General features: G+C 61.0%; 19 protein-coding genes and 1 tRNA gene. 12 read left to right on the top strand and 8 right to left on the bottom strand.

The window, feature by feature from the left end; genetic code table 11:
• Window positions 1-29: 29 nt before the first annotated feature.
• On the bottom strand, window positions 30-431 hold the full coding sequence (locus tag VNZ65_RS21060; RefSeq protein ID WP_325672532.1) for a hypothetical protein: 402 nt from the start codon (window positions 429-431) through the stop codon (window positions 30-32).
• A gap of 70 nt (window positions 432-501) precedes the next feature.
• On the bottom strand, window positions 502-1,368 hold the full coding sequence (locus VNZ65_RS21055) for a MurR/RpiR family transcriptional regulator (RefSeq protein WP_325672530.1): 867 nt from the start codon (window positions 1,366-1,368) through the stop codon (window positions 502-504).
• A gap of 207 nt (window positions 1,369-1,575) precedes the next feature.
• Here VNZ65_RS21055 and VNZ65_RS21050 point away from each other — a divergent pair, with 207 nt between their 5' ends.
• From VNZ65_RS21050 to VNZ65_RS21010, 9 genes are all read left to right on the top strand, one after another.
• A complete protein-coding gene (locus VNZ65_RS21050; protein ID WP_414649192.1) occupies window positions 1,576-2,619 on the top strand; it encodes a sugar ABC transporter substrate-binding protein in 1,044 nt (347 codons plus the stop codon).
• Window positions 2,620-2,815: 196 nt separating this feature from the next.
• The gene (locus VNZ65_RS21045; RefSeq protein ID WP_325672528.1) at window positions 2,816-3,961 is read left to right on the top strand and encodes an ABC transporter permease; all 1,146 of its coding nucleotides are present in this window, start codon (window positions 2,816-2,818) and stop codon (window positions 3,959-3,961) included.
• Between the two features lie 2 nt (window positions 3,962-3,963).
• Window positions 3,964-4,746 (top strand): ATP-binding cassette domain-containing protein, encoded by a 783-nt coding sequence (locus tag VNZ65_RS21040; RefSeq protein WP_325672526.1) that lies wholly within the window; start codon window positions 3,964-3,966, stop codon window positions 4,744-4,746.
• Window positions 4,747-4,756: 10 nt separating this feature from the next.
• The gene (locus VNZ65_RS21035) at window positions 4,757-6,724 is read left to right on the top strand and encodes a bifunctional 5-dehydro-2-deoxygluconokinase/5-dehydro-2-deoxyphosphogluconate aldolase (RefSeq protein ID WP_325672524.1); all 1,968 of its coding nucleotides are present in this window, start codon (window positions 4,757-4,759) and stop codon (window positions 6,722-6,724) included.
• Window positions 6,721-8,592 carry a 3D-(3,5/4)-trihydroxycyclohexane-1,2-dione acylhydrolase (decyclizing) gene (gene iolD, locus VNZ65_RS21030; protein ID WP_325672523.1) on the top strand — a complete coding sequence of 624 codons (1,872 nt, stop codon included), beginning with the start codon at window positions 6,721-6,723 and terminating at the stop codon, window positions 8,590-8,592. Before VNZ65_RS21035 ends, iolD begins: the two co-directional genes overlap by 4 nt.
• A gap of 19 nt (window positions 8,593-8,611) precedes the next feature.
• Window positions 8,612-9,538, top strand: coding sequence for a myo-inosose-2 dehydratase (gene iolE, locus VNZ65_RS21025; RefSeq protein ID WP_325672550.1), 927 nt, complete (start codon window positions 8,612-8,614; stop codon window positions 9,536-9,538).
• Entirely contained in the window at window positions 9,535-10,329 is a 795-nt protein-coding gene (gene iolB, locus VNZ65_RS21020; RefSeq protein ID WP_325672521.1) for a 5-deoxy-glucuronate isomerase, read from the top strand. The genes iolE and iolB overlap by 4 nt, the downstream gene beginning before the upstream one ends.
• A 159-nt stretch (window positions 10,330-10,488) precedes the next feature.
• Window positions 10,489-10,573 (top strand) — tRNA-Leu (locus VNZ65_RS21015).
• A 143-nt stretch (window positions 10,574-10,716) separates the two neighbouring features.
• Entirely contained in the window at window positions 10,717-12,252 is a 1,536-nt protein-coding gene (locus VNZ65_RS21010; protein WP_325672519.1) for a glycine betaine uptake BCCT transporter, read from the top strand.
• 9 nt (window positions 12,253-12,261) lie between these two features.
• Here VNZ65_RS21010 and VNZ65_RS21005 read toward each other — a convergent pair whose 3' ends face one another.
• Together VNZ65_RS21005 and VNZ65_RS21000 are read right to left on the bottom strand one after the other, a co-directional pair.
• Window positions 12,262-12,813: a GNAT family N-acetyltransferase gene (locus VNZ65_RS21005; protein WP_325672517.1), complete on the bottom strand. Its 552-nt coding sequence runs from the start codon at window positions 12,811-12,813 to the stop codon at window positions 12,262-12,264.
• Between the two features lie 33 nt (window positions 12,814-12,846).
• The gene (locus VNZ65_RS21000; protein WP_325672515.1) at window positions 12,847-16,887 is read right to left on the bottom strand and encodes a Pls/PosA family non-ribosomal peptide synthetase; all 4,041 of its coding nucleotides are present in this window, start codon (window positions 16,885-16,887) and stop codon (window positions 12,847-12,849) included.
• 323 nt (window positions 16,888-17,210) lie between these two features.
• On the opposite strand from VNZ65_RS21000, the gene VNZ65_RS20995 reads away from it, so the two are divergent.
• Window positions 17,211-20,012, top strand: coding sequence for an EAL domain-containing protein (locus VNZ65_RS20995; protein WP_325672513.1), 2,802 nt, complete (start codon window positions 17,211-17,213; stop codon window positions 20,010-20,012).
• Window positions 20,013-20,023: 11 nt separating this feature from the next.
• On the opposite strand, the gene VNZ65_RS20990 is transcribed toward VNZ65_RS20995, so the two are convergent.
• The 4 genes from VNZ65_RS20990 to VNZ65_RS20975 form a co-directional block, all read right to left on the bottom strand.
• Window positions 20,024-21,244, bottom strand: a complete 1,221-nt coding sequence (locus VNZ65_RS20990; RefSeq protein WP_325672511.1) for a winged helix-turn-helix domain-containing protein — start codon at window positions 21,242-21,244, stop codon at window positions 20,024-20,026.
• A 12-nt stretch (window positions 21,245-21,256) separates the two neighbouring features.
• Entirely contained in the window at window positions 21,257-22,144 is an 888-nt protein-coding gene (locus VNZ65_RS20985; protein WP_325672509.1) for a Dyp-type peroxidase, read from the bottom strand.
• Window positions 22,145-22,235: 91 nt separating this feature from the next.
• On the bottom strand, window positions 22,236-23,540 hold the full coding sequence (locus VNZ65_RS20980; RefSeq protein WP_325672507.1) for a type II toxin-antitoxin system HipA family toxin: 1,305 nt from the start codon (window positions 23,538-23,540) through the stop codon (window positions 22,236-22,238).
• Entirely contained in the window at window positions 23,537-23,833 is a 297-nt protein-coding gene (locus VNZ65_RS20975; protein WP_325672505.1) for a helix-turn-helix transcriptional regulator, read from the bottom strand. The genes VNZ65_RS20980 and VNZ65_RS20975 overlap by 4 nt, the downstream gene beginning before the upstream one ends.
• Window positions 23,834-24,134: 301 nt before the next feature.
• On the opposite strand from VNZ65_RS20975, the gene tauA reads away from it, so the two are divergent.
• The gene (gene tauA / locus VNZ65_RS20970) at window positions 24,135-25,139 is read left to right on the top strand and encodes a taurine ABC transporter substrate-binding protein (RefSeq protein WP_325672503.1); all 1,005 of its coding nucleotides are present in this window, start codon (window positions 24,135-24,137) and stop codon (window positions 25,137-25,139) included.
• Between the two features lie 9 nt (window positions 25,140-25,148).
• Window positions 25,149-25,409: ATP-binding cassette domain-containing protein (locus VNZ65_RS20965; protein ID WP_325672501.1), on the top strand; the 261-nt coding region annotated here is incomplete at its 3' end.

Below are 25,409 nucleotides of genomic sequence, written 5' to 3'. Positions count from 1 at the left end.
GAATTTGACGGCAGGGAGGGAATGCGGGATCAGGGTTTTACTTGCGTAGCAATGAAATACACTGCTGAAACCAGTAGTCCCGCAGCACCTATCAGTTTCCAGGTCAGCCAGTCCAGTGCTTTGTACAGGGTAGCAAACTCTTTATGCATGACCGAGAACTCTTTATGCATGACTGAGAACTCTTTGTGCATGACTGCAAATTCTTTGTACATAGTGGCTTCAAGATCTTTAATGTCCGCTTTTGTGGCGCAGTTATCCAGCCTGGTCTCTATGCGAGAAAGGCGGTCGCGCGTCTCGATCGCGAACTCTTCAAGTTTGTTGACTCTTGCTTCCATGGCATCATCATAACCACCACCTCCGCCCGTGGCAAGCCCGGGTTTCTCGTTCTGTCGCCTGCTGCTCTTGCTTTCGATATGCTTAAGTTCCGCCATATTTCCTCCAATCGGCACTGCCCGCTCACGGCAACTGCGATAGGAAATTGTACTGCAACTATCTTGTCATTTATTCATCGTAACCGTCAATTGCGCCAGTTTCCTCCACATTAAGCTCAAGCCTATAAGCCAGAGCAATAAACAGGGCCTGGCATAGACACATGGCGTTGGTCAGCGAGCGGAATGCAAATGCACTGCCTTCCTTGACTGTCAGCAATACGGACGCATGCCGCGCCAGGGGACTCAGCTGGCTGTCGGTAATCACCAGCGATTTCGCTTGATGGTGATGGGCCAGCCGCACGCAGGCCTGGGTTTCCTTGCCGTAAGGCGTGAAGCTGATGGCGATCACGACGTCGTTCTTGCCGATGCTGCGGATCTGTTCGCGGATCATGCCGCCCAGTCCGGACAGCAGGTGTACACGCTTGTTGGTGTGCTGCAGGGCGTACACGATGTAGCTGGCGATCGGAAACGAGCGGCGCACCCCGATGACATAGATGTTTTCTGCTTTCTGCAGCAGTTTTACGGCAGCATCGAACTGCGTGTCGTCCATGCCATTCAACAGTTCGTCCAGGCCGCTGCGGCTGGCAGCGATGAATTCGCGCGCCATCGAGCCGCTGGTGAGCGGCGTCGGTTTGGCGTCGATCAGCTTGCGTATGCGCTGCTGGTAATTTTGCGAGGGAATCGCCTGCGCCGTGTAGGCATCGCGGAAAACCGCCTGCATCTCGCTGAAGCCGCTGAAGCCGAACTGCTTGGCAAAGCGTACGATGGCAGAGGGCTGTACCTGGCAATGTTCGGCAATGTCGCTGATCCGTTCCAGCATCAGGCTGCTGCGGTGCTGCTCCACATAGGTGGCGATGATCTTCAGCTGGCGCGAAAGCGTCGCGTATTGTTCGGCGATCTGCAACATCAACTGGTCGACAGTCGGGGTGTCTGCCATGGCTTGCTTTCTGTATATGTATTGTGCGGCAATTATAAAGTTATTTCATGCGGCGAAGCCAAAACATGAAAATAAAATTCTAAATTAAATTTAATTGAAAAAATTGTTGCATATTGAATCCGCTTGTTCTATTGTTTATTGCCGACGTCAAAGATCGGCCTGGATCAACCTAGATTCACCATAGATAAAACAACAATGGAGATGACTATGCAACGACTCGGATGCAAAGGCCTGTCAAAGGTCTTGATGGTGGCGGCGCTGGCGATGGGCTTGGGCGCGATGAGCAACGGTTATGCAGCAAATGAGAAGTTTGTCCTGATCAGCCATGCGCCGGATTCCGACTCCTGGTGGAACACCATCAAGAACGCCATCAAGCAGGCTGGCGAAGATTTCAACGTTACTGTCGATTACCGCAATCCGCCGAACGGCGACCTGGCCGACATGTCGCGCCTGATCGAGCAGGCGGCGGCCCGCCATTACGATGGCGTGATTGCCAGCATCGCCGATTTCAGCGTGCTGAAAAAAGCCATGGAAAACGTCACCGCCAAGAAAATCCCGCTGGTCACCATCAATTCCGGCACCCAGAAACAAAGTGAAGAGCTGGGCGCCATCATGCATGTCGGCCAGCCGGAATACGATGCGGGCCATGGCGCCGGCGAAAAAGCCAAGGCAGCCGGCATCAAGTCTTTCCTGTGCGTCAATCACTACGCCACCAACCCGTCTTCCTTTGAACGCTGCCGCGGTTTCGCCGATGCCATCGGCGTCGATTACAAGAAGGCCACGCTAGATGCAGGCCAGGATCCGACCGGTATCGAAAGCAAGGTCAGCGCTTATCTGCGCAACAACCCTGGCACCCAGGCGGTGCTGGCGCTGGGACCTGATTCGGCTTCGCCCAGCTTGCGCGCGCTGCAGAAAATGGGCTTGAAAGGCAAGACCTGGTTCGCCACCTTCGACCTTTCTGACGAAATAGCCAAGGGCATCAAGGATGGCTCGGTGCAGTTCGCCATCGACCAGCAACCCTATCTGCAAGGCTATATCCCGGTTGCCGTGCTGGCCATCATGACGCAAGACAAGATCACCGATGTCGCCGCCATCCAGGCCAAGCTGAAAGCCAATCCGAAATTCCAGGCCCGGCTGGCCGAATACGGCTTGGCGCCGATCTACGGTCCTCGCCATATCAGTTCCGGCCCCGGCTACATCACCAAAGACAATCTCGATAAAGTATTGAAATACGCTGGACAATATCGTTGATTAATTCGTTGCTTGGTACTGTTGTAAATTAAGCGCTGATTCACCGCATTTCCCTGCCTGGCCATGCGAGATGGCCAGGCAGCAACCCTGGGGCGATTCGCCCAGGCGCATCTGCGCCCGCAGAATTTCGCAATACCTCACACAAGCCGCCAGTCTGGCGTTTGACTACTGGCCAAAACAAGCAGGAGATAGCGTCATGAATTCAAGCAGTGCGCACGCCGACAGCAATAGCCCGGCGCAGCAGAACATCGTCCCGCAAGACGAGCGGGTCCGCAAGGAAAGTTCCCTGAAGCGGTTTCTCGGCCGTCCTGAGTTTGCCTCGCTGGCCGGCGCCATCCTGGTGTTCATCGTGTTCGGTTTTGCCGCCGGCGATTCGGGCATGTTCAACCTCGACGGCGTGATCAACTGGATGCAGGTGGCGGCCTACCTCGGCCTGATCTCGATCGGCGCCTGCGTGCTGATGATCGCCGGCGAGTTCGATTTGTCGATCGGTTCGATGATCGGCTTTGCCGGCATGATGGTGGCGATTCCCACCGTATATTTTCACTGGCCGTTCTGGCTGGCCGTCATGTTTGCCTTTGCCGGTTCGATGGCGCTGGGCTGGCTGAACGGTTATCTGGTGGTCAAGACCCGGCTGCCGTCTTTCATCGTGACGCTGGCCTTCATGTTCATCCTGCGCGGCCTGACGCTGGCGCTGTCGATCATGTTTGCCAACCGCACCATCGTCAGCGGCGTCGGCGACCTGGCGGCGCAGGACTGGCTGGGTAGCTGGTTGTTTACCGGCAATCTCGGCAGCGGCCTGTTCCACTGGATGGCCACTCAAGGGTGGATCGCGACGGCCGCAAATGGCCAGCCGCTGGTGGGAGGCATTCCCAAGGTAATCGTCTGGTGGCTGGTGCTGGCGCTAGGGGCAAGTTTCGTGCTGGCGCGCACCCGTTTCGGCAACTGGATCTTCGCTGTCGGCGGCGACGCCAATGCCGCCAAGAACGTCGGTGTGCCGGTCAAGCGCGTCAAGACCTCGCTGTTCGTGTTTACCGCTTTCTGCGCCTGCCTGTTTGCTGTGCTGCAGGTGGCCGACGTCGGCTCCGCCGCGGCTGACCGCGGCCTGCAAAAGGAATTTGAAGCCATCATTGCCGCAGTCATCGGCGGCGCTTTGCTGACCGGCGGCTATGGTTCGGTGATCGGCGCCTGCTTCGGCGCGCTGATCTTCGGCGTGGTGCAGATCGGCATTACTTACACCAATCTCAATTCCGACTGGTTCCGCGTCTTCCTCGGCGTCATGCTGCTGGTGGCCGTGCTGTTCAATAATTATGTCCGTCGCCGTGTGACGGAAGCGAGGTAATCATGGATGACACTATTCTGGCGCTGGAAAATGTCAGCAAATATTTCGGTTCGGTGATCGCTTTGCAGAATGTCACCTTGCGGCTGAGGAAAGGCGAGGTGCATTGCCTGCTGGGCGACAACGGCGCCGGCAAGTCGACCTTGATCAAGACGCTGGCCGGCGTCCACAAGCCGTCCGAAGGCCAGTATCTGGTCGACGGCCAGCCGGTTTCCTTCAATTCGCCGAAGGAAGCACTGGATGTCGGCGTCGCTACGGTCTACCAGGACCTGGCGCTGGTGCCCTTGCTGTCGGTGGCGCGCAATTTTTTCATGGGCCGCGAGCCGACCAAGAAAGTGTTTGGCATCACCGTCATGGATATCAACTACGCGGCAGAGACGGCGCGCGCCAAGCTGGCGGAAATGGGCATCATGGTGCGCGATCCGCATCACGCCATCGGCACCATGTCGGGCGGCGAAAAGCAATGCCTGGCGATCGCTCGCGCCATCCATTTCGGCGCCCGCGTGCTGATCCTGGATGAGCCGACAGCGGCGCTGGGGGTGAAGCAATCCTTCAACGTGCTGAAGCTGATCCACAAGGCGCGCGAACGAGGGATATCAGTGATTTTCATCACCCACAATGTGCATCATGCCTATCCGATCGGTGACTCGTTTACCTTGCTGAATCGCGGCAAGTCGATGGGGACGTTCACCAAAGACACCGTCAGCAAGGACGAAGTGCTGGACATGATGGCCGGCGGCGCAGAAATGCAGACGCTGATGAATCAGTTAGAAGGCATCCAGGTTTAAAGGAATACACATGCAAGCCACCAACAATAAATTTGCCGCAGACCGCAAGCTCGACGTCATTTGCATCGGCCGCCTGGCGGTCGACCTGTATGCGCAGCAAATCGGCGCGCCGCTGGCGGATGTCACCAGTTTTGCCAAGTATCTTGGCGGTTCTTCCGCCAACATCGCTTTCGGCGCCGCCCGGCTGGGACTGAAATCGGCGATGCTGGCGCGCGTCGGCGATGAACACAATGGCCAGTTCCTGACGGCGGCGCTGGCGGCAGAAGGCTGCGACGTCAGCCACGTCACGGTCGATCCGGAACGCCTGACGGCGCTGGTGATGCTGGGCTTGAAGGATAAGGACACCTTTCCCTTGATTTTCTATCGCGACAACTGCGCCGACATGGCGCTGTCGGAAGAGGACATCGACGAGGCGTTTATCGCTTCCAGCAAAGCCCTGCTGATTACCGGCACCCATTTTTCCACCGGACAGGTGCACCGCAGCGCCAGCCTGGCGCTGGATTACGCCCGCCGCCACAATGTCCGTACCGTGCTGGATATCGACTACCGCCCGGTGCTGTGGGGGCTGACGCAAAAGGGCGACGGCGAAACCCGCTTTATCGCGAATGGCGGCGTCACTGCGCATTTGCAAGGTATCTTGCCGAAATTCGACCTGGTGGTTGGCACTGAAGAGGAATTCATGATCGCCGGCGGCGGCCAGGACATCATCGCCTCGCTGCAGTCGGTGCGTGCGGTCAGCCAGGCGACGCTGGTGGTCAAGCGCGGACCGCTTGGCTGCGCCGTGATCCATGGCGCGATCCCGGCATCGCTGGACCAGGCATTCAATTACAAGGGCGTGCAGGTTGAGGTGCTGAACGTGCTGGGCGCCGGCGACGCTTTCCTTTCCGGCTTTTTGAAAGGCTGGCTGAATAATGAAGATGATGAGAGCTGCTGCCGCTACGCCAACGCTTGCGGCGCACTGGTGGTGTCGCGCCATGCCTGTGCGCCGGCCATGCCGACGCCGGTCGAGCTGGCCTATTTCCTGGAACACGCCGAGCGCATGCAGCGGCCGGATCAGGATGCGCATCTGCAGCGCCTGCATCGGGTCACCGTGCCGCGCAAGGCCTGGGACGAGGTAAATGTATTCGCCTTTGATCACCGCAACCAGTTTTTCGAACTGGCGCGCGAATCTGGTGTCAGCGAAGCGCGTTTGCCGCAGCTGAAACAGCTGTTGGTGCAGGCTGTGGCCGACACCGAGCAGGCGCTGGGTTTGCAGGGGAAGATCGGGATATTGTCAGACGACCGTTACGGCCAGGCCGCGCTGAACGCTGCCAGCGGCCGCGGCTGGTGGGTCGGCCATGCGGTTGAGCTGCCGCTTTCCAATCCGCTTGAATTCGACTACGGCCGTTCGATAGGTTCGCATCTGCTGAGCTGGCCCAAGGAGCATGTGGCCAAATGCCTGGTGCAGTTCCATCCGGATGACGCGGTGGAAAAACGGCTGGAGCAGGAAGCGCAAATCCGCGCCCTATACAACGCGGTGCAAGTCAGCGGCCATGAATTGCTGCTGGAAATTATCCCGCCTAAGGATTTGCCGAAAGCCGACGACACGGTGCTGCGCGGCATCAAGCGCTTGTATAACCTGGGGATTTATCCGGAGTGGTGGAAGCTGGAATCGATGTCGGAAGCGCAATGGGGTGCGATCGACCGCCTGATCGCCGAACGCGATCCATATTGCCGCGGCGTGGTCTTGCTGGGGCTGGCGGCGCCGGTAGACGAGCTGGCAGCCGGTTTCCGTGCGTCGCGGCATAGCAAAACCTGCCGCGGTTTCATGGTCGGCCGGACGATTTTCCACGAGCCGTCTAAACTCTGGCTGCAAGGGCAGATTGACGACGCCACCTTGATTCGGCAGGTGCGGACTACCTTCGAGCAGCTGATCGGGGTCTGGCGCGACAGCCGCAGTGATAGTAGCAACAACAGCGAACAGGAGCGGGCCGCATGAGTACTTCCGGTAAAACCATCCGCCTGACCATGGCGCAAGCGCTGGTGCGTTACCTGGCTGCCTTGCGTGTCGCTACCGCCGAAGGCGAAGTCCCTCTGTTCGGCGGCGTTTTTTCGATTTTCGGCCATGGCAATGTGGCCGGGCTGGGCGAGGCCCTGTATCAGCATCGGGAGCAATTGCCGACCTATCGCGCGCATAACGAGCAAGCCATGGCGCATGCCGCCATTGCCTACGCCAAGGCGCATATGCGGCGGCGCATGATGGCCGTTACCAGCTCGATCGGACCGGGCGCCACCAATCTGCTGACCGCGGCGGCGCTGGCGCATGTGAACCGCTTGCCGGTGCTGCTGCTGCCGGGCGATATCTTTGTCTCGCGGCGGCCTGATCCGGTGCTGCAGCAGGTCGAGAATTTCCAGGATGGCGGCATTTCCGCCAATGACGCGTTCAAGCCGCTGTCGCGCTATTTCGACCGCATCTACTATCCCGAGCAGCTACTGAGCGCCTTGCCGCGCGCCATTCAGGTATTGACCGACGCCGCCCAGTGCGGACCGGTGACGCTGGCCTTGCCGCAGGACGTCCAGACCATGGCTTACGATTATCCGGTCGAGTTCTTTACCCCGCAAACCGTCAAGTTCCGCGCGCAGGGGCCGGCGGCGGACGAGCTGCAAACGGCCCTCGCATTGCTGAAGAATGCCCGCCAGCCGCTGATCGTTGCCGGCGGCGGTGTGCTGTACGGCGAGGCGACCGAAGCGCTGCGCAGCTTTGCCGAAAAGCACGCGGTGCCAGTGGCGGAAACCCAGGCCGGCAAGGGCTCCCTGGCCTGGCGTCATCCCTTGCAGCTGGGTGCGCTCGGGGTGAGCGGTTCGCCGGCCGCCAATCTGCTGGCCGCCAAGGCCGATGTGGTGATCGCGATAGGAACCCGGCTGCAGGATTTCACTACCGGCTCACATGCGCTGTTCGGCCAGGCCAAGCTGCTCAGCATCAACGTCAATGCGGTCGACGCTGCCAAATGGCAGGGCACGCCGATGCTGTCCGATGCGCGCCAGGGCCTGGCGGCCCTGTCGCAGGGTTTGCAGGACTGGCGCGCCAGCACTGCCTGGCATGCGCTGGCGCTGGAACAGGCCAACAGCTGGCGCAGCACGGTCGACTGGATCACCAGCCAGCGCGAAGTCAGCGCACCGGCGCTGCCGTACGACGGTGAAGTGATAGGCGCAGTGCAGCGTTCCAGCATCGATTCCACCGTGCACGACATCGTGGTGTGCGCCGCCGGCACCTTGCCGGCCGAGCTGCACAAGCTATGGCGCACCTCGACGCCGGGCGGCTATCACGTCGAATACGGCTATTCCTGCATGGGCTATGAAATCGCCGGCGGCCTCGGCGTCAAGCTGGCGCAGCCGGACCGTGATGTGATCGTGATGGTGGGCGACGGCAGCTACCTGATGATGAACTCGGAAATCGCCACCTCGGTCATGCTCGACCGCAAGCTGATCATCGTGGTGCTGGACAACCGCGGCTACGGCTGCATCAACCGCCTGCAGCAAGCCTGCGGCGGGGCGCCGTTCAACAACATGCTGGAAGATTGCCTGCAGGGGCCGCTTGGTGCGCCGGCCATCGATTTTGCCGCACATGCCCGTTCGCTCGGCGCGCAAGCTGAAAACGTCAAGACCATCGCCCAGCTGGAAGCCGCCATGCAACGCGCGCGCGCTGCCGATCGGACCTATCTGGTGTGCATCGATACCGACCCGGCGCGGACTACCGAAGAGGGCGGCTGCTGGTGGGAAGTGGCGGTGCCGGAAGTGTCGCAGCGCCAGCAGGTGCAGGCGGCGCGGGCGGAGTACGAGCAGGCCCGGCAGCGGCAAAAAGTGTAGAAATCAGCGAAAGAAGATGATGACAAAACCATTTGACGTAAAAATCGGCATTAACCCGATTTCCTGGATGAACGACGATCTGCCTTCCCTGGGCGGCGAGACGCCGGTGGAAACGGCCTTGTCCGAAGGCGCCCGCATCGGCTATCGCGGCTTCGAGCTGGGCAACAAGTTTCCCAAGGAACCGGCGGCCCTGGCGGCGCTGCTGGCGAGCTACAAGCTGGAATGCGTATCTGGCTGGTATTCCGGCCGCCTGGCGACCGGTACGGTGGAGGACGAAATCGCAGCGGTCGGGCCGCATTTGCGGCTGCTGGCGGAAAACGGTTCCAAGGTAATGGTCTATGGCGAAGTCGCCAACGCCATCCAGGGACGGCCGGAGCCGTTGTACAAGCGTCCGCGCTTCCTCAGCGACCTGGAGTGGCAGCAGTATGCCGAGCGGTTGACGGCGTTCGCGCGCTTTACCCTGTCGCATGGCGTGCGCCTGTCCTACCATCATCACATGGGCGCCTATGTCGAGACGCCTGCCGATGTCGATCGCCTGATGGCGCTGACCGGCCCTGAAGTCGGCTTGCTGTTTGACAGCGGCCACATCACGTTTGCCGGCGGCGATCCGCTCGCGATCCTGGAAAAACATATCCAGCGCGTCTCGCATGTGCATTGCAAGGACGTGCGGCCGGCAGTGGTGAAGATGGCGCGCAACGGCAACTGGAGCTTCTTGCAGGCAGTGATCAACGGCGCCTTCACGGTGCCGGGCGACGGCGCCATCGATTTCGGCGCGCTGTTGCGGCTACTGCATCAGCATGGCTATCAAGGCTGGCTGGTGGTGGAGGCGGAGCAGGATCCTGCAGTCGCGCCAAGCTATCAGTACGCCGACATGGGCTATCGTCACCTAGCCACGCTGGTGCGTGAGATCGAGGCCGGCGCCGGAGCGCAGCAGGAGGCCGCATGAGACTGCTAGTCAAGGGCCAGCCGCAAGGGCGGGAAATCGTCAGCGTCACGCCGCAGTCGGCGGACTGGAAATTCGTCGGCTTTGCCGCCTACCGCCTGGCGGCCGAGGAGCGGATCCGTTTTGACACCGCTGAGCGCGAGATCTGTATCGTGGTGCTGCGCGGCGTCGTCAGCGTGCAGGCAGGTGATCACGCATGGAAAGAGATCGGCGAGCGCGATAGCGTGTTTGATCAGGTTTCCCCTTATTCGGTGTACGTGCCGCGCCGTCACGCGGTCACTGTCACTGCCCACAAGGATGCCGAAATCGCTGTCTGCAGCGCACCGGGAAGCAGCGACCTGGATGCGCGCCTGATCGAGCCGGCCATGACGACACGTTCGGTGCGCGGGCGCGGCAGCAATACCCGCTATGTCTGCGATATCCTGCCGCAAACCGCGGCGGCCGATCATTTGCTGGTGGTGGAAGTGGTGACGCCGGCAGGGCATTCCTCCAGCTATCCGCCGCACAAGCACGATACCGACAACCTGCCGCAGGAAAGCTTCCTCGAAGAGACCTATTATCATCGGCTCAACCCGCCGCAGGGCTTTGCCTTCCAGCGCGTGTATACCGACGACCGTGCACTGGACGAAGCGATGGCGGTCGAGAACCATGATGTCGTCATGGTGCCGCGCGGTTATCATCCAGTGGTGGCGCCGCACGGCTACGATAGCTATTATCTGAACGTGATGGCCGGTCCCAAGCGCGAATGGCATTTCAAGAACGATCCGGCGCATGAATGGATGCTGTCCAAATGAAGTGTGGGGCGGGAAGGGGGAGCGTAATTTGACTCCGACCCTAATTATTTTATTGCCGTCGTCAAATAAATTTGCAAACTTCGATTGACCAAAGCTATTAAGTTGCCTTATTATTCTGTCTTCGCGATTGCAGCAAGTCTTACGGGGCTTCGCAGTTTAGCCCACGTGGCGGAATTGGTAGACGCGCATGGTTCAGGTCCATGTGCCGCAAGGTGTGGGGGTTCGAGTCCCTCCGTGGGCACCAGGTAACTGGTGTGAGAAGTGTAGAGAAACCGCATAAACAGTCATGTTTATGCGGTTTTTTTGTTTTCCGGGCGGCCTTTGCGGTTTTGTCATCGGGGTAGTTTGCCGTATTATGTAAAAACCATAACAAGCTCGAGGTTGCCCATGGTTTTTATCGCATCGCTCGCGTTGCTTTCTCTGTTTGTGCTGTGGGGTGCGCTGTCGCCGCTGGGTCTGGCCGCTGTGATGCAAGCGGCGCTGGGCAGCACGATCGTCAATTTCGGCTGGTTCTATCTGCTCTCGATGTTCAGCTTCCTGGTGTTTGCGCTGTACCTGGCGTTCGGGCGCTTTGGAGCGATCCGTCTCGGCGGCGAGGATGCCGAACCCGATTTCAGCCGGCATAGCTGGTTTGCCATGCTGTTTGCTGCCGGCATGGGCATCGGGCTGGTGTTCTGGGGCGTGGCGGAGCCGGTCTCGCATTTTGCAACGCCGCCCAGCGGTCCCGCCGGCGGCCCCGAAGCGGCCCGCATCGGCTTGCGCTATGCGTTTTTCCATTGGGGCTTGCATCCATGGGCAGCCTATTGCGTGGTGGCGCTGGCCTTGGCGTTTTTCCAGTTCAACCGCAACCGGCCGATGCTGATGAGCACCACCTTCGAGCCGCTGATCGGCAAATATGCCCAGGGTCCCCTCGGCCAGGCCATCGATATCCTGGCGATCATCGCAACTGCCATCGGCGTCGCCACCTCGCTCGGTTTCGGCACCCTGCAGATCAGCAGCGGCCTGCACAAGGTGTTTGGCGTGGACAACGGCCTCAGCTTGCAGCTGTCGGTGATTGCGGTGGCCGCGGTGCTCTACCTGGCCTCGTCGCTCAGCGGCCTCGACCGCGGCGTCAAGATCCTCAGCAACCTCAACATGGTGCTGGCCCTGCTGCTGATGCTGTTTGTGCTGGCGCTGGGGCCGACCCTGTTCATCATGGACTCTCTGACCACCACGCTGGGCGACTACCTGGATAACCTGATCAGCATGAGCATGCGCATGACGCCGTTTTCCAAAGGCACCTGGATCGCCGACTGGACCCTGTTCTACTGGGCCTGGTGGGTGACCTGGGCGCCGTTTGTCGGCACTTTCATTGCACGCATTTCGCGCGGCCGCACCATTCGCGAATTCGTCACCGGCGTGCTGCTGGTGCCTTCGCTGATCAGTTTCCTCTGGTTCGCTACCTTTGGTGGCGCCGCGCTGCACGGCATCATGTTCGAGCATTTGCCGCTGGTGGATATCGTCAAGCAAGACAGTTCGCTGGCCTTGTTTGCCTTGCTCGATAGCCTGCCGTGGACCACCCTGACGTCGCTGATCGCAATCGTGCTGGTATCGGTGTTTTTCATCACCTCCGCCGATTCGGCCACCTTTGTGCTGGGCATGATGAGCAGCAAGGGCAGTCCGGCGCCGTCGGCCCGCATCAAGCTGACCTGGGGCGTGCTGACCGCCCTGATTGCCGCGGTACTATTGATGGCCGGCGGTCTGAAGGGCTTGCAGACCACCTCGATCGTGATTGCCTTGCCGTTCATGATCATCATGCTGCTGATGTGCGTGAGCCTGTTCCGCGCGCTGGGCGAGGAGGCCGATACGCTGGAGCGCCGGCGTCACGCGCGCGACCGGCTGCTGGAGCGTTTGCTGCGGGAGCGTGAGCAAACGCCGTCCTGAGCCCTGAGATCAGGGCGCGGTGGAGAACACCACCAGCTGGTAATTCTGTTGCTGGCAGCTGAACGGCGCCAGGGCTGTCATTTTCAAGCCCTGGATATGCGCCGCCAGCGAATGCGGATTGCGCTCGTCGATGAAGGCTGCGCCAAGATCGTAGCTGGCGCGGGCGTTGGCTTTCACGGCGGCAAACAGTTTTTGCAAGATGCCCTGGCCGCGCCACTGCCTGCCGATGCACACCGGGCCGTACACAAACACCCGCAACTGCTGCAAGGGCCGGCCTTCAAACTGCTGCCGGCCGAAGCTGGCGAGCATGGCTTCCACCACCGGATGGCGCGGCTGGGTTTCGCTCGGCACCATGCAGACGAAACCCGCCAGCTGTTCGCCATCCAGCGCTACCACAATGCCGAGCGCCTGGTTGATGGCGGCCAGTTGCTGCTCATTCATGCTGGAGACCACGAAGCCCTGTTTTTTCTCGTCTGCGCTGAGCTGGTCCGGCGTGTTTTGCAGCTGCAGCCGGACTATCTTCGAGTAATCTTCGCTGCGCGCCAGGCGTATTTCTATCATGGCTATCCTCGTCTCAACTTCTCTCCAGCTGTTTCAGATTCTGGCCGGCGCTGCCGGGCAGCCGCGCCAGTTGGAGGCAGGGGGAATCGATTCACCTTTCATGACCAGCGTCAGCGCGCCCAGTTTGGCATTGTCGCCTACGGTGGCGCCGTACAGCACGAAGCTGCGCGGCCCCATGTAGACGCGGCTGCCGATGGTGACGTGGTCGACCTTCATGACCCGGTCTTCAAACAGATGCGTCTGCGGACAAGCCTGTGCATTCAGTTCGCTGTAGTCGCCGATGCTGACGCAATCGAACTCGGTGATGTCGGTGGTGTTCATATAGACGCCGCGGCCGATGCGGCAACCCAGCAGGTTGAACGCCAGCGGCAGCCACGGCGTACCGCGCAGATAGCTCATGAAATTGGGTATCGCAATCCCTTCATACAGATTGGTCACGCCTTCCGAGAGCCAGACGAACGGCGTCCACATCGGCACGCTGCGTTTCTGGTAACGTCCCAGCAACAGCCATTTGAGGGCGGCGATAAAGACAAAAGTACCGATGCCGTACAGCAGACCGGCGCTGGTCAGCAATGAAATCACTTCGCCCCACTGGCCGGCGCCGGCCAGCGGCATCAGGTTCAGCACCACGGTATAGCCGACCGCGATCACGATCGCATGCGGCGAGACGATGCGGAAACCTTCTACCAGCGCACGTCCCAGGCGGCGCCGGCGCGACGGCCGGAATGTCAGGTGTTCCGGGAAGCCGCTGGTTTCCTCGCGCGCCGGCAGGTTGATCGGCGGCGAACCGAGCCAGGTGTCGCCCGGCTGCATCCGGTTGTTGTCCGGCACCCGCGAATGGACGCCGATCAGGACGTTTTCCGGCAAGATGGTGCCATCCGGCACATAAGCGCCGTTGCCGACGAAGCTGCGGCGCGAGATCACGGTGGGTTTCATGGTGATCCAGCCGCCATCGATCTGTTCGTCGCCCAGCAAGACGGCATCGGCGATGAAGGTGTCGTCGCCCAGCGTCAGCATGTCCGGCACCACGCCGAGCGCGGTCGAGATTTCGGCATGGCGCCCGATTTTTGCGCCCAGCAGGCGATACCAGAGCGGCGCATATACCGTGGCATATACGCCATGCAGGACGCTCAGGCTGGATTCCTGGATCTGGTTGACCAGCCATTTGCTGCAATACACATTGCTGCGCACCGGCCAGCTGCCGGCCCGCATGCGCGGCAGCAGGCTCCAGCGGATGCCGGCCGAGAGCAGGGCGGTGCAGACGATCAGGACAGCGGTCGCCGGGAAAGCCAGCACAAAGTACTTGGCCAGCTGGAAGGCCACATTGTTGCTTTGCATCCAGGGAAACATGTCGGTATCGTCCAGCCAGTCGATCAGGATGAAGCTGGGGAATACCGGCATGAAGAACAGGGTAGTGATCAGCAGGGCGCCGAACAGGAAGAATACCGATTCCCCCATCTGGCGCAGGCGTGTGACCGGCGGCCGTGGCTGCTTGCTGTCCGGATCGAAAGCGCCGACGTCGCGCGCCGGCGAGCCGGTCCAGATACGCTTGGCGGGAACCGACTGGCCTTCGCTGAGGGCGGTCTGGCCCTCCAGGTGGCCATAGGCGCCGACCCGGGTATCGCCTTCCAGCACCACATAGGAGCCGATGCAGCTTTCCCGTTCCAGCGTGATATTGCCGAGCAACAGCTCGCCATGTTCGACCCGGGCATTTTCAAAGTTGACGGCATTGCCGACGCTTACGCCATCCTCGATCACCAGCAAGTCATGGGCACGCAAGGTCATCGAGCCGATGATGACTTCCGAGCCGATCTTTGCGCCCAGCGCGCGCAGCCACCAGCTGTACAAGGTCGAACCGCTCAGCAGATAGGCTGGCGCGGCCTCGATCAGGCGGTCGGTCAGCCACCAGCGATAGTAGGTCACGCCCCAGAGCGGATAGCGGCCGGGCTTCAGGCGGCCGGCGATCAGCCATTTGGCGGCGATGGCGACGCCGAATTCGAACAGGGTCGCCAGCAAGAACACCAGCACCGATACGGCGATTGCGCGCGCGATCGAGTCGCCGGGATCGCCGGTGAAGAAGTGGTAGGTAAAGAACGGCGCCAGCCATTGCATCATGCGCATCGCCACCAGCCAGGGCACGGCAGCGGCTTGCGCCGCGCCGCACAGCCAGCGCTTGAAATCGGACGGCGCGCTCCAGCTGGTATCGACGCCGATGCCGGCCAGCGGCGGCTCCGCCAGCACCTGGGCAATACGGCCGATGGTACGGTTCATGTAGATGTCGCGCACCGTCACATGGGCGAAGGCTGGATCGGCGCGCAGGGCGGAGGCGAGTTTGGCTGCGAACAGCGAGTGGCCGCCAAGATCGTTGAAAAAATCGGCGCTGCGCAGGATAGGCTGGCCTGGGAACAGCTTGTTCAATGCCGCGAACAGGGCTACTTCGGCCGCCGTTTCGGGGGTGTCGGCAGCGCCGTCGGCAGCCATCGGGGCAGCCAGCGGCCTGGCCTTGAGGGCCTTGCGGTCGATCTTGCCGGAGGTCAGGCGCGGCATTTCCGTCATCGCCTCGAAGAAACCCGGCACCATGTACGGCGGCAGGCGCTCGCCGAGCGCCGCGCGCAGGGCGCCAGGAGCGACGTCCGCGCCGCTTTCCGGCACGATGAAAGCGATCAACTGGTCGATGCCGTCTTCCTGGCGCAGCACCACCGCGACGGTGCCGACGCCCGGCTGGCGCGCCAATACTTCTTCGATCTCGCCCAGTTCGACGCGGAAGCCGCGGATCTTGACCTGGTCGTCGGTCCGCCCCAGGCACTGGACCCGGCCGTCGGCTTCGATGCGCGCCAGGTCGCCGGTGCGGTACAGGCGGCGGTCATGTTCATTGACTGACCAGGGATTGGCCAGGAATTTTTCGGCTGTCAGTTCCGGGCGGCCGAGATAGCCTTCGGCGACGCCGGGGCCGGTAATGCACAGCTCGCCGACTTCGCCGCGCGGCAGCAGGATCAGGCCGTGTTCGACAGCCGGATTGATCACCAGCAGGCCGTAGTTGGGCAATGGGCGGCCGATGGTGACTGCTTCATTGGCGCGCAGCTCGGCCAGGCTGGCCGACACCGTCGCTTCGGTCGGGCCGTAGGTGTTGAAGATATGGCGTCCGGCTTCCGGTTTGGCCCAGCGGCCGACCAGCGATTCCGGGCACATTTCGCCGCCCAGGTTGATGATGCGCAAGCTCGGTACATCCTGGTTGAACAAGGCCAGCAGCGTCGGCACCGCGTGCAGCACGGTGACGCCGTTGGCGGCCAGCGCCAGCGGCAGGGCTTCCGGATCCGAGGCGATTTCCTTGGGGGCGATCCACAGCGTCGCACCGACCAGGTAGCTGATCCAGATTTCTTCAAACGACATGTCGAAGGCGACTGAAAACCCTTGATAGACACGATCGCGCTCGTTCACGCCCAGCACCGAATTTTCGCTGCGCAAGAAATGGCAGATGGCGCCCTGGGTGATGGCGATGCCTTTCGGCTTGCCGGTCGAGCCGGAAGTGTAGATCACATAGGCCGGATCGCTGCGTTGCACGCCTTGGCGGCGCAACAGGGGGGCGGCGGATGGCGCCAGCAACTGCTCCGCAGTCCATACCTTGCAGGGCAGATTGGCCAGGCGCGGCGCGAACTGCGCACAACTGACGATGCCGGGCGCATTGGCGTCTTCCAGGCAAACGGCAATGCGCTCGACCGGCGTATCGGCATCCAGCGGCAGCCAGGCAGCGCCAGCCTTGGCGATGCCGGCCTGCATGATGAGCAGGTCGATGCCGCGCGGCAGCCAGAGTCCGACGATCTGACCGGGGACCACTCCGGCGCCAATCAGCCCGGCGGCGACCTGGTCGGCGCGCTGGTCGAGCTCTTGATAGGTCAGCCGGCGCTCGCCGAAGATCAGGGCGACCTGGTGCGGCAGGCGTGCGGCAGTAGCCTCCAGCAGATCGGCCAGGACTTCATCGCGTATCAATTCGGCCCGGGCGGCCCCGTGCAGGATGTCCGGGTGAGTAGAAGCACCGCTGGCGGCCATACTATCGACGAGCAAAGACTGGGTCATGGAGAAATCTGGGTGAGGGATGGCAAACCGGCGATGTTAGCACGGAGCATATAGGTAACGTTCAGACAATTTTGCGTCAGCGGAAGGGTTTTTTCCAGTTGACATTTGTAGCCCCGTTTTGCCGCTGTTACATACTGTTTCCAAGGCATGTCATGGTTCCTTACGATCAACTTGCTAACAAGAAACTATTGGTCGTATGATGGGGTATTCGCAGCTAGGTAAGCAAGTAGTTTCTTTTTTTGCATGATCCCTCATTCCGCTAAAGTTTTCTAACGGTTCAACTGTTACAGCGAGGTTTTGTGATGCAGCGATTGAAGAAATTTTTGACGTTGGATGGCGGCCTGCGCTGGATCAAGGTGATCCTGCCGTTTTTGGCGATTGTCGCCTTGATGGTGGGACTGCTGGCGTTCAGCATGAATATCCTGTCCTCGGTACGGGCATTCGTCGGCGGCGAGAGCCTGTGGTCGAAAGCGCAGAAGGAGGCGGTATTCCATCTGAATCAGTACGCCGTCACGCAAGCTGACGCCGATTATCAGAAAGTCTTGAAAGCGCTGGCGGTGCCGATGGGCGACCAGCGTGCGCGCGATGAGCTGGATAAGCCCAATCCGGATATGCAAGTGGTGCGCCAAGGCTTTCTCGACGGCGGCAATCATCCCGATGATATCGATGGCATTGTCAGCCTGTACCGCAACTTCAAGAATTTCAGCCTGCTGAGCGAACCGCTGGCGAACTGGAAGATCGGCAACGATCTGATCCAGCAGCTCAACCAAGAGGCCCAGCGCCTGCACCAGGCGATCAACGCCGGCGATCCGGACCCGACGGCGATGATCGCCAGCATCGCCCGCATCCGCGAGATCGATGCCCGCCTGACGCCGCTGGAACTGCGCTTTTCCGCCAGCCTGGGCGAATCCTCGCGCCGGGTGCAGCGCCTGCTGCTGTTTGCGACGCTGGCGATCGCCATCGGACTGATGATTTTCGGCAGCTGGATTTCACGCTTCATCCTGATCAAGAGCGACCAGTTCAAGGAAGCGCTGAAGATCAGCGAGGAACGGCTGCAGCTGGCCATGCTGGGCAGTAACGATGGCCTGTGGGACTGGGACATCCAGGCCGACAACATCTACTATTCGCCGCGCCTGAAGGAACTGCTGGGCTATACCCTGGAAGACGACGAGCCGACCCCGCTGCAATTCCTGAACTGCATTTACCCATCCGACCTGGATGCGGTGCGCGCCAAGCTGACTGCGCATCTGCATGACAATTCGCCGTGCGACATCGAATTCCGCGTGGTGACCAAGGCCGGTGAACTGCGCTGGGTGCGTTCCTGCGCGCAGTCGACCAGCAATTCGGCCGGCAAGCCGGTACGCATGGCCGGTTCGTTTACCGACATTACCGCCCGCAAGCGTGCCGAAGAACAGTTGTATGCGGCCAAGGAAAGGGCGCAGGTCACGCTGGAATCGATAGGCGAGGCCGTGATCACGCTCAGTACCGACGGCCTGGTCGAATACCTGAACCCGACCGCTGAAATACTCACCAGGTGGACCCTGGCGTCGGCACGCGGCCTGCCGCTGGAAAAAATCCTGAATGTGGTGGGCGAAGCTTCCGGCAACCGGGTGCCGGACCTGATCCACCAGATCCTCGACAACAGCATGCCGGTCGAAAACGCCTCCAACCTGCTGCTGGTGTGCGACGACGGCAGCGAAGTCGCGGTCAACCTGTCGGCCGAGCCGATCCGCAACCTGAGCGGCGAGACTATCGGCACCGTGCTGGTGCTGCATGACGTCAGCAAAGACCGGGAATACGCAGCGCAGTTGTCCTACCAGGCCAGCCATGACGAACTGACCGGCCTCATCAATCGCCGCGAGTTCGAACGGCGCCTGACCGTGGCGATGATCACCTCGCGCGACCAGCAGCGCCAGCATGCCGTGCTGTACCTCGATCTGGACCAGTTCAAGGTGGTCAACGACACCTGCGGCCATGCCGCCGGCGACGAGCTGATCCGGCAAATCAGCGTCTTGCTGAAGCAGCGCCTGCGCGACACCGATACCATCGCCCGCCTGGGCGGCGACGAGTTCGGCGTCTTGCTGGAGAACTGCCCGGTAGAGCATTCGCTGCGGATCGCCGAGGGCTTGCGGCAAACCGTCGCCGATTTCCAGTTTGTCTGGTCCAACAAGCCGTTCAGCATCGGCGTCAGCATCGGCCTGATCAACCTGGCCGGCGAAATGCATACGCTGGGGCAGATCATGAGCGCTGTTGACGCCGCCTGCTACCTGGCCAAGGAAAAGGGCCGCAACCGGGTGCACGAGTACCGCCTGGATGACAGCGAGCTGTCGATACGGCATGGCGAGATGGAATGGATCACCCGCATCAACGAAGCCCTCACGCACGAGAGATTTTGCCTGTTCTCGCAAGAAATCGTGGCCCTGGGCCAGAAACCCAGCGACGGCGTGCATTTCGAGATCCTGCTGCGGATGCTGGACAAGGACGACAACCTGGTGCTGCCGATGGTCTTCATTCCTGCCGCCGAGCGCTACAACCTGATGCCGGCCATTGACCGCTGGGTGGTCGCCACCGTCTACGCGACTCTGGCGAAAATGCGCAAACAAGGACAGGGCCTGGATATACAGACTTGCGCCATCAACCTGTCCGGCACCAGCATAGGCGACAGCAATTTCCTGCATTTCGTGCAGGAGCAGCACGTGAAATTCGGCATTCCGCCGGAAATAATCTGCTTTGAAATTACCGAGACCAGCGCCATCGCCAATTTTGCCAAGGCCGCCCACTTTATCCAGGAATTGAGAAGCGTCGGCTATCGCTTCGCGCTGGATGACTTCGGCGCCGGCATGTCGTCGTTCGCCTACCTGAAAAACCTGCCGGTGGATTTCATCAAGATCGACGGCGGCTTTGTCAAAGACATGCTGAACAGTCCGACCGACTATGCCATGGTCGAGGCGATCAACAAGATCGGCCATCTGATGGGCAAGCAGACGATTGCGGAATTCGCCGTCAATGAGCGGATCATCGCCACGCTGACTGAAATCGGCGTCGATTTTGCGCAGGGCTATGGCATCGGCCGGCCGCAGGCCTTCGGCATCGGCACCGACAGGAATCTGCTAAAAGCCAGTTAGGGAGTGAACGCTCAGGTCAGCGCCGCTTTCAGCATGCTGCGGAACGTGCGTGGACTGCATTTGTCTATGTTGACCTGCGGCGTGCCATGCCAGGCGGCGAAACGTTGCAAGGCTGCCGCCAGTTCGGTGGCCAGCCGCTGGGTTTGGCGGGCGCCGTTTTCCAGGTACAGCGCCTTGACTTCAAATATGCCCTGGCTGCGGTGGGCTTTGGCATCGAGCCGGCCCACCAGCGCGCCACGGTGCAGGATCGGCAGGGTGAAATAACCGTAGCTGCGTTTGGCCTCGGGCGTATAGCACTCCAGCCGGTAATCGAAATCGAACAGTTCTAGCGCCCGTTTGCGGTCCCACACCAGCGGATCGAAGGGTGAGAGCAGGCTGGTGACGGTTGGTTTCAGCTTGCCTGCAGCGGCGTCCAGCGCTAGCTGGCGGTGCGCCGGATGGATGTAAACCGGCTGCTGCCAGCCTTCGATGCCGGCTTTCAGCAGGCTGCCGTCGGCCACCAGGGTTTCCGGATCGGGATCGGGGCGGCTCTTGGCGGTACGGAAGTAATCGCCTATCCAGCCAGCTTTGGCCACGCCTAGCGCGCGCACGGCGTTCAGCAGCAAGGTGCGCTGGGTGTCGGCGCTGGATGGCATGCGGGCATCGTCCCAGTCCGGCAGGATACGCTCGGCGAGATCGTAGATGCGGTGGAAATTATGGCGCTTGGCGATCATCAGGCGGCCGGCGGTAAACAGCACCTCAAGCGAGCGTTTCTCCGGCTTCCATTCCCACCAGCCGCCGCCTTTGCCGTCGGTGCGTTTGAAGTCGGCGGAACGCACCGGGCCGTTTTCGCGGATATGCAGCAGCAGTTTTTCTATGGTGGCGCGATGTTCTTCCATCCATTTGGCCGAATATTTCCAGCCCATCGAGCCGGGATCTATCATGCGATGGCGGAACAGGCCGTAATCCTCGATCGGTAAAAAGCAAGCCTCGTGGGCCCAATATTCGAACAGCTGGCGTTCTTCCAGCAATTCCTCCAGCCAGCACTGCGGATAGCTGCCGAGCCGGCTCCACAGCACCAGGTAGGGGCTGCGCGCTACCACATGGATGGTGTCGATCTGCAGTACGCCCATCTGGCGGATGGCGGTCAGTACGTCTTGCTTGACGGCTTTCCGGCGCGGCGGATTGAGCAAGCCCTGCGCCGCCAGCTGCAGGGCGCGCGCCGCCGGCAGCGAGAGCTGGATGGTGTCCATGCCGGCGCCGTCTTAGAGCGCCAGCGCCTGCAGGTCGAGGCGCTGACCCAGGCGTGGCGGGCACCAATAGTAGCCGCCGGTGACCGGCTGCGAAAAGCTGAACAAGGCATCGACGATATCGTCTTCATGGCCGAGCATGCGGCGCAGCACGTTCTCAAAGCGGTCGCTGGATTCGCCGAAGGCGATGAATTCCGTGCCTTGCTGCAGGCCGTTATCCCAGGGCATGGAGTGGCGCACCATATAGGCCTCCGGGGTAAAGCTCTCCTGCGCGCTGCGCTTGACGTGGGCCGATTCCGGCGCATCGTCGATTTCTTCATTGTCTTCAATGCGGCGGCCGATGGTGGCGTCGCGCTGCGCCGCCGGAAAGCCGCGGAAACGCGTCAGATCGTGGATCCAGCGCTGGACCGCGACAAAACTGGCGCCTTGGCGGCCGGCGCCTTGCGCCACCAGCGCCGCTTCTACCGCAGCGTCGTCATGGGGATTTTCGGTGCCGTCTTCATAGCCGGTGAGGTCGCGGTTGTCGCGATAGCGGAAAGTGTCCTGGCTGTTGTCCAGCACCAAAGCGTCGGCCAGCAGCGCGACCAGTTGGGCGCTGCGCTCGAACAGCGTACTGCGGTCGTCGCCGCGCAGCAGGATCCACAGCGCCTGTTGGGTCGACGGCGCGCTGCAGCCGACGCCGTCCAGCGCCGGGAAGGCGCGCAAGCCTGCTACATGCTGGTCGAGGGCTTGGATCAGCGGCAAGCCCAGTCCGACGATGCCCCAGTCTGCCTCGAAGGTGTCGCGCAGGCGCAGCAGCGCAGCGCGTGGATCGGGGCCGGCCAGGCGGAATGTGAGGGAACGGCCTAGTGGCGGAAGCGGCTGGAGGATGCCGGGTTGGGCGAAATCTGCAGTTACGGGCATTGCTTTTCCTTGAACGAGGGAAGGGTGAAGAGGGACGATATTAGCGGATTCTGACAATTATTTCCGGGCAGGGCGGCAAAAATTCTATCCTTTATTGTGCTTTTTCCGCCTGCCTGGCTTGCCGCTTGCGCAGGCCTGCAATGATGTCGCGCCCCGTGAAATAGTCGGTCAGCCTTTGCTTTTGATGCGGCAGCAGCTGGCTGGCGGCGATCAGGCCGGGCCAGGCTTGCAGGGCTTTCTTGCAGACCTCGGCAATCACCTGGCGCAGCGGCGGCTCCAGCATGCCGCTGCGGTTGGCGAAAGCGCGCAGGGTTTGCGGCGACAAGAAGGAACGCTTGGCCTGGCCTTCGGCAAACTTGAGCGCATGGCCGCTGCCGTTCAGGTACACGCTATATGCCACCACGTCGTAGGCGGGCGAGAATTCGATGTCGCCGCCGGCCAGGTAGCGGATGCCGAAATTTTTCAGGTGGGCGTCGTAATTGCCGATCAGTTCATTGACGGTAATGCGCCGCAGCAGCTCATGACAGGCTGCGGTGCCCAGCTCGGGCACGGCTTGCATCACCAGCGCCATGTCGGCATAAGTGGCGCCGGTATATTTCTTGTCCGGATCGACTCCGAGGATCTGGCAAAAATCCTCGACATGCAGCCGCCCGGGCTGGTCGCGGTCGAAGCGCTGCACCGCCAGGAACTGCTGGCCCGGTTCCGCCGCGTAGGGGTGTTCCGCCATGATCGCCGCCAGCGGCTGCAAGGTGGCCTCGCATGCCGTCACGCCTGCGGCGCGCGCCAGTTGCAGCGACAGGTGTTCGACTTCCGGCAGGCGATCGTACTGGGCGGTCGGCAGCTTGCCGATGATGTGGGCATCCTTGTGGCGGGTGCGGCTGACATAACGGCCGCCTTGCAGGATCAGGGCCAGCTTCGGCTGCATGCCGGAAATCGAGACGCCGTCGACCAGCGGCGCGGCGATCACGCTTTCTTCAATCGCTTCCTGGTCCTGGGTGACCAGGCGCGTCATCATGGCGCGCGTCAGCTTGGTCGGGATGGCGCGCACCGCGCCCGGCAGATCACGGCCGCAGGCGGCCAGCAGCTCGAAGTGATCGTCTTCGGCGCATAGTCTTTCCAGCGCGATCTGCTTGCGCAGCACGCCTTCAGGCAACAGGTTCTGGAAGAATGCCGGGAGGCGCATCTTGCCTGGGGAATTGAAGATTGCCGCCAGCGGATTGAGCAGCAGCGCCATGTCCTGTTGCGGCGTGGCGGCGCGCATCGAAAGCGACAGCGTCGGGCGTTGCGGGTCTTGCGCATAGGCGGGATCGACCTGGAAGCGCACCATGTCGCCATACTGGAACAGGACGCCGGCCTGGCGTTCGCCAATGAAAATATCCAGCGCGCTCAGGTTCATTTCTGCTTCCCTTGCCTTGCCAGCGCGGCAGCGACCAGGCTCTGGATTTCGTCTTCGGCAGGCGCTTGCGCCGCAATCGACGAGGCCATGGCTTTCGGCAGCAGCGCTACTTCCAGCCCTAGCTGGTCGGCTATGGTCATCAAGGTGCTGAGGCGGGGATCGCTTTTGCCGGAAAGGACGCCGCGGATGGTGACCGCAGTCAGTCCGCTGTCCCGGGTCATGGCAATGACGGATAGCGCCAGCCGTTGTTTCGCTTGCCGGAGCACGGAGGAAAGTTCGCCGAGGGTTTTCATGATGATCGATAAACTATCGTTTATTTGATTATGGATAGTATAGTATCTTTTCAATGAAAAGATAGAATAATATCTTTTTTAATTTAAAAGATAGTTTAATATCTTTTAAAGATTTCTGGCCTGAGCAAAAAAACCACCATTCATGCACTGCATCGCAGCCGGCCGACATGCTGCCGGCTGGCGAAAACCAACTAAGCATCTCCGAAAACCTTCGTTTTGCAAATCGCTTGAATCGATTACCGTGGCCATTAGAGCGGTAACAGTTCGCAAACGCCTGATCATTCAATCACCGAGGGAAAACATGCTTAACAATATTCTGAAACGCCTGCCGCTGCTGGCCGCCGCTGCCGCTATCGCCGCTTCTGCCGGCGCGGCGTGGGGCGCCGGCCAGGAAGTCAATATAGCCTATCAGACGGTGGTTGAACCCGCCAAAATCGCTCAGGCTGACGGCGCTTATGAAAAAGCCAGCGGCTGGAAAATCAACTGGAAAAAATTCGACAGCGGCGCGGATGTGATCACAGCCGTGGCATCCGGCGATATCCAGATCGGCTATGTCGGCAGCAGCCCCCTGGCTGCGGCGGCAACGCGTGAACTGCCGATTGAAACCATCCTGATCGCGGCGCAGATCGGCCAGGCGGAAGCGCTGGTGGTGCGCAACGGCAGCGGCATTGCCAGCGCGCAGGATCTGATCGGCAAGAAAATCGCCGTGCCTTTCGTCTCGACCACCCATTACAGCCTGCTGGCGGCGCTCAAGCATTGGGGCATTCCTGCCTCCAAGGTGCAAATCCTGAATCTGCGGCCGCAGGAAATCACGGCGGCATGGCAGCGCGGTGATATCGATGCCGCCTATGTCTGGGATCCGGCGCTCGGCAAGGTCAAGGAGAGCGGCAAAGTGCTGACCAATTCGGCCGAAGTTGCGAAGTGGGGCGCGCCGACCTTCGACGCCTGGATCGTACGCAAGGATTTCGCGCAAAAGCACCCTGATTTCGTCACTGCCTTTGTCAAGGTTACCGGCCAGGCTTACGCCGACTATCGCGCCCATGGCGCGGAATGGAATGCCGGTTCAACGCAATTCGAGAAAATTGCCCGCCTGACGGCTGCCAAGCAAAGCGATATCGCCGAACTGCTGGCCGGCAGCGGCTTTCCGACCCTGAGCGAACAGCAGCAGTTGCTCAGCGGCCCGACGGTGCAGGCGCTGGCAGCCACGTCCGGCTTCCTGCAAGAACAGAAAAAGGTGGAGCGCGTACTGCCCGACTACCAGCCCTATGTGAACCCGGCGTTCGCCAAACAGGCTGCGGCGCAATAAGGAAACGACATGATCCGTTTGCAGGCAGTCAGCGTGACTTATCCGTCGGCGGCGCGGCCGGTCTTGCGCAACCTTTCGCTGGATTTGCATGATGGCCGCTTTACCGTGGTGATCGGCGCCTCCGGCTGCGGCAAGACTACCTTGCTTAACCTGATCGCCGGCTTCCTGCAGCCGACTGCTGGCAGCGCCAGCATCGACGGCCAGCCGATCACCGGTCCCGGCGCCGAACGCGGCGTGGTGTTCCAAAGCGATGCCTTGCTGCCTTGGCAG

Source organism: Collimonas sp. (assembly GCF_035566555.1).
Classification (GTDB): domain Bacteria; phylum Pseudomonadota; class Gammaproteobacteria; order Burkholderiales; family Burkholderiaceae_D; genus Collimonas.
The sequence above is the reverse complement of the archived record's forward strand: the minus strand, read 5'-3'. Positions and strand labels throughout refer to the sequence as shown.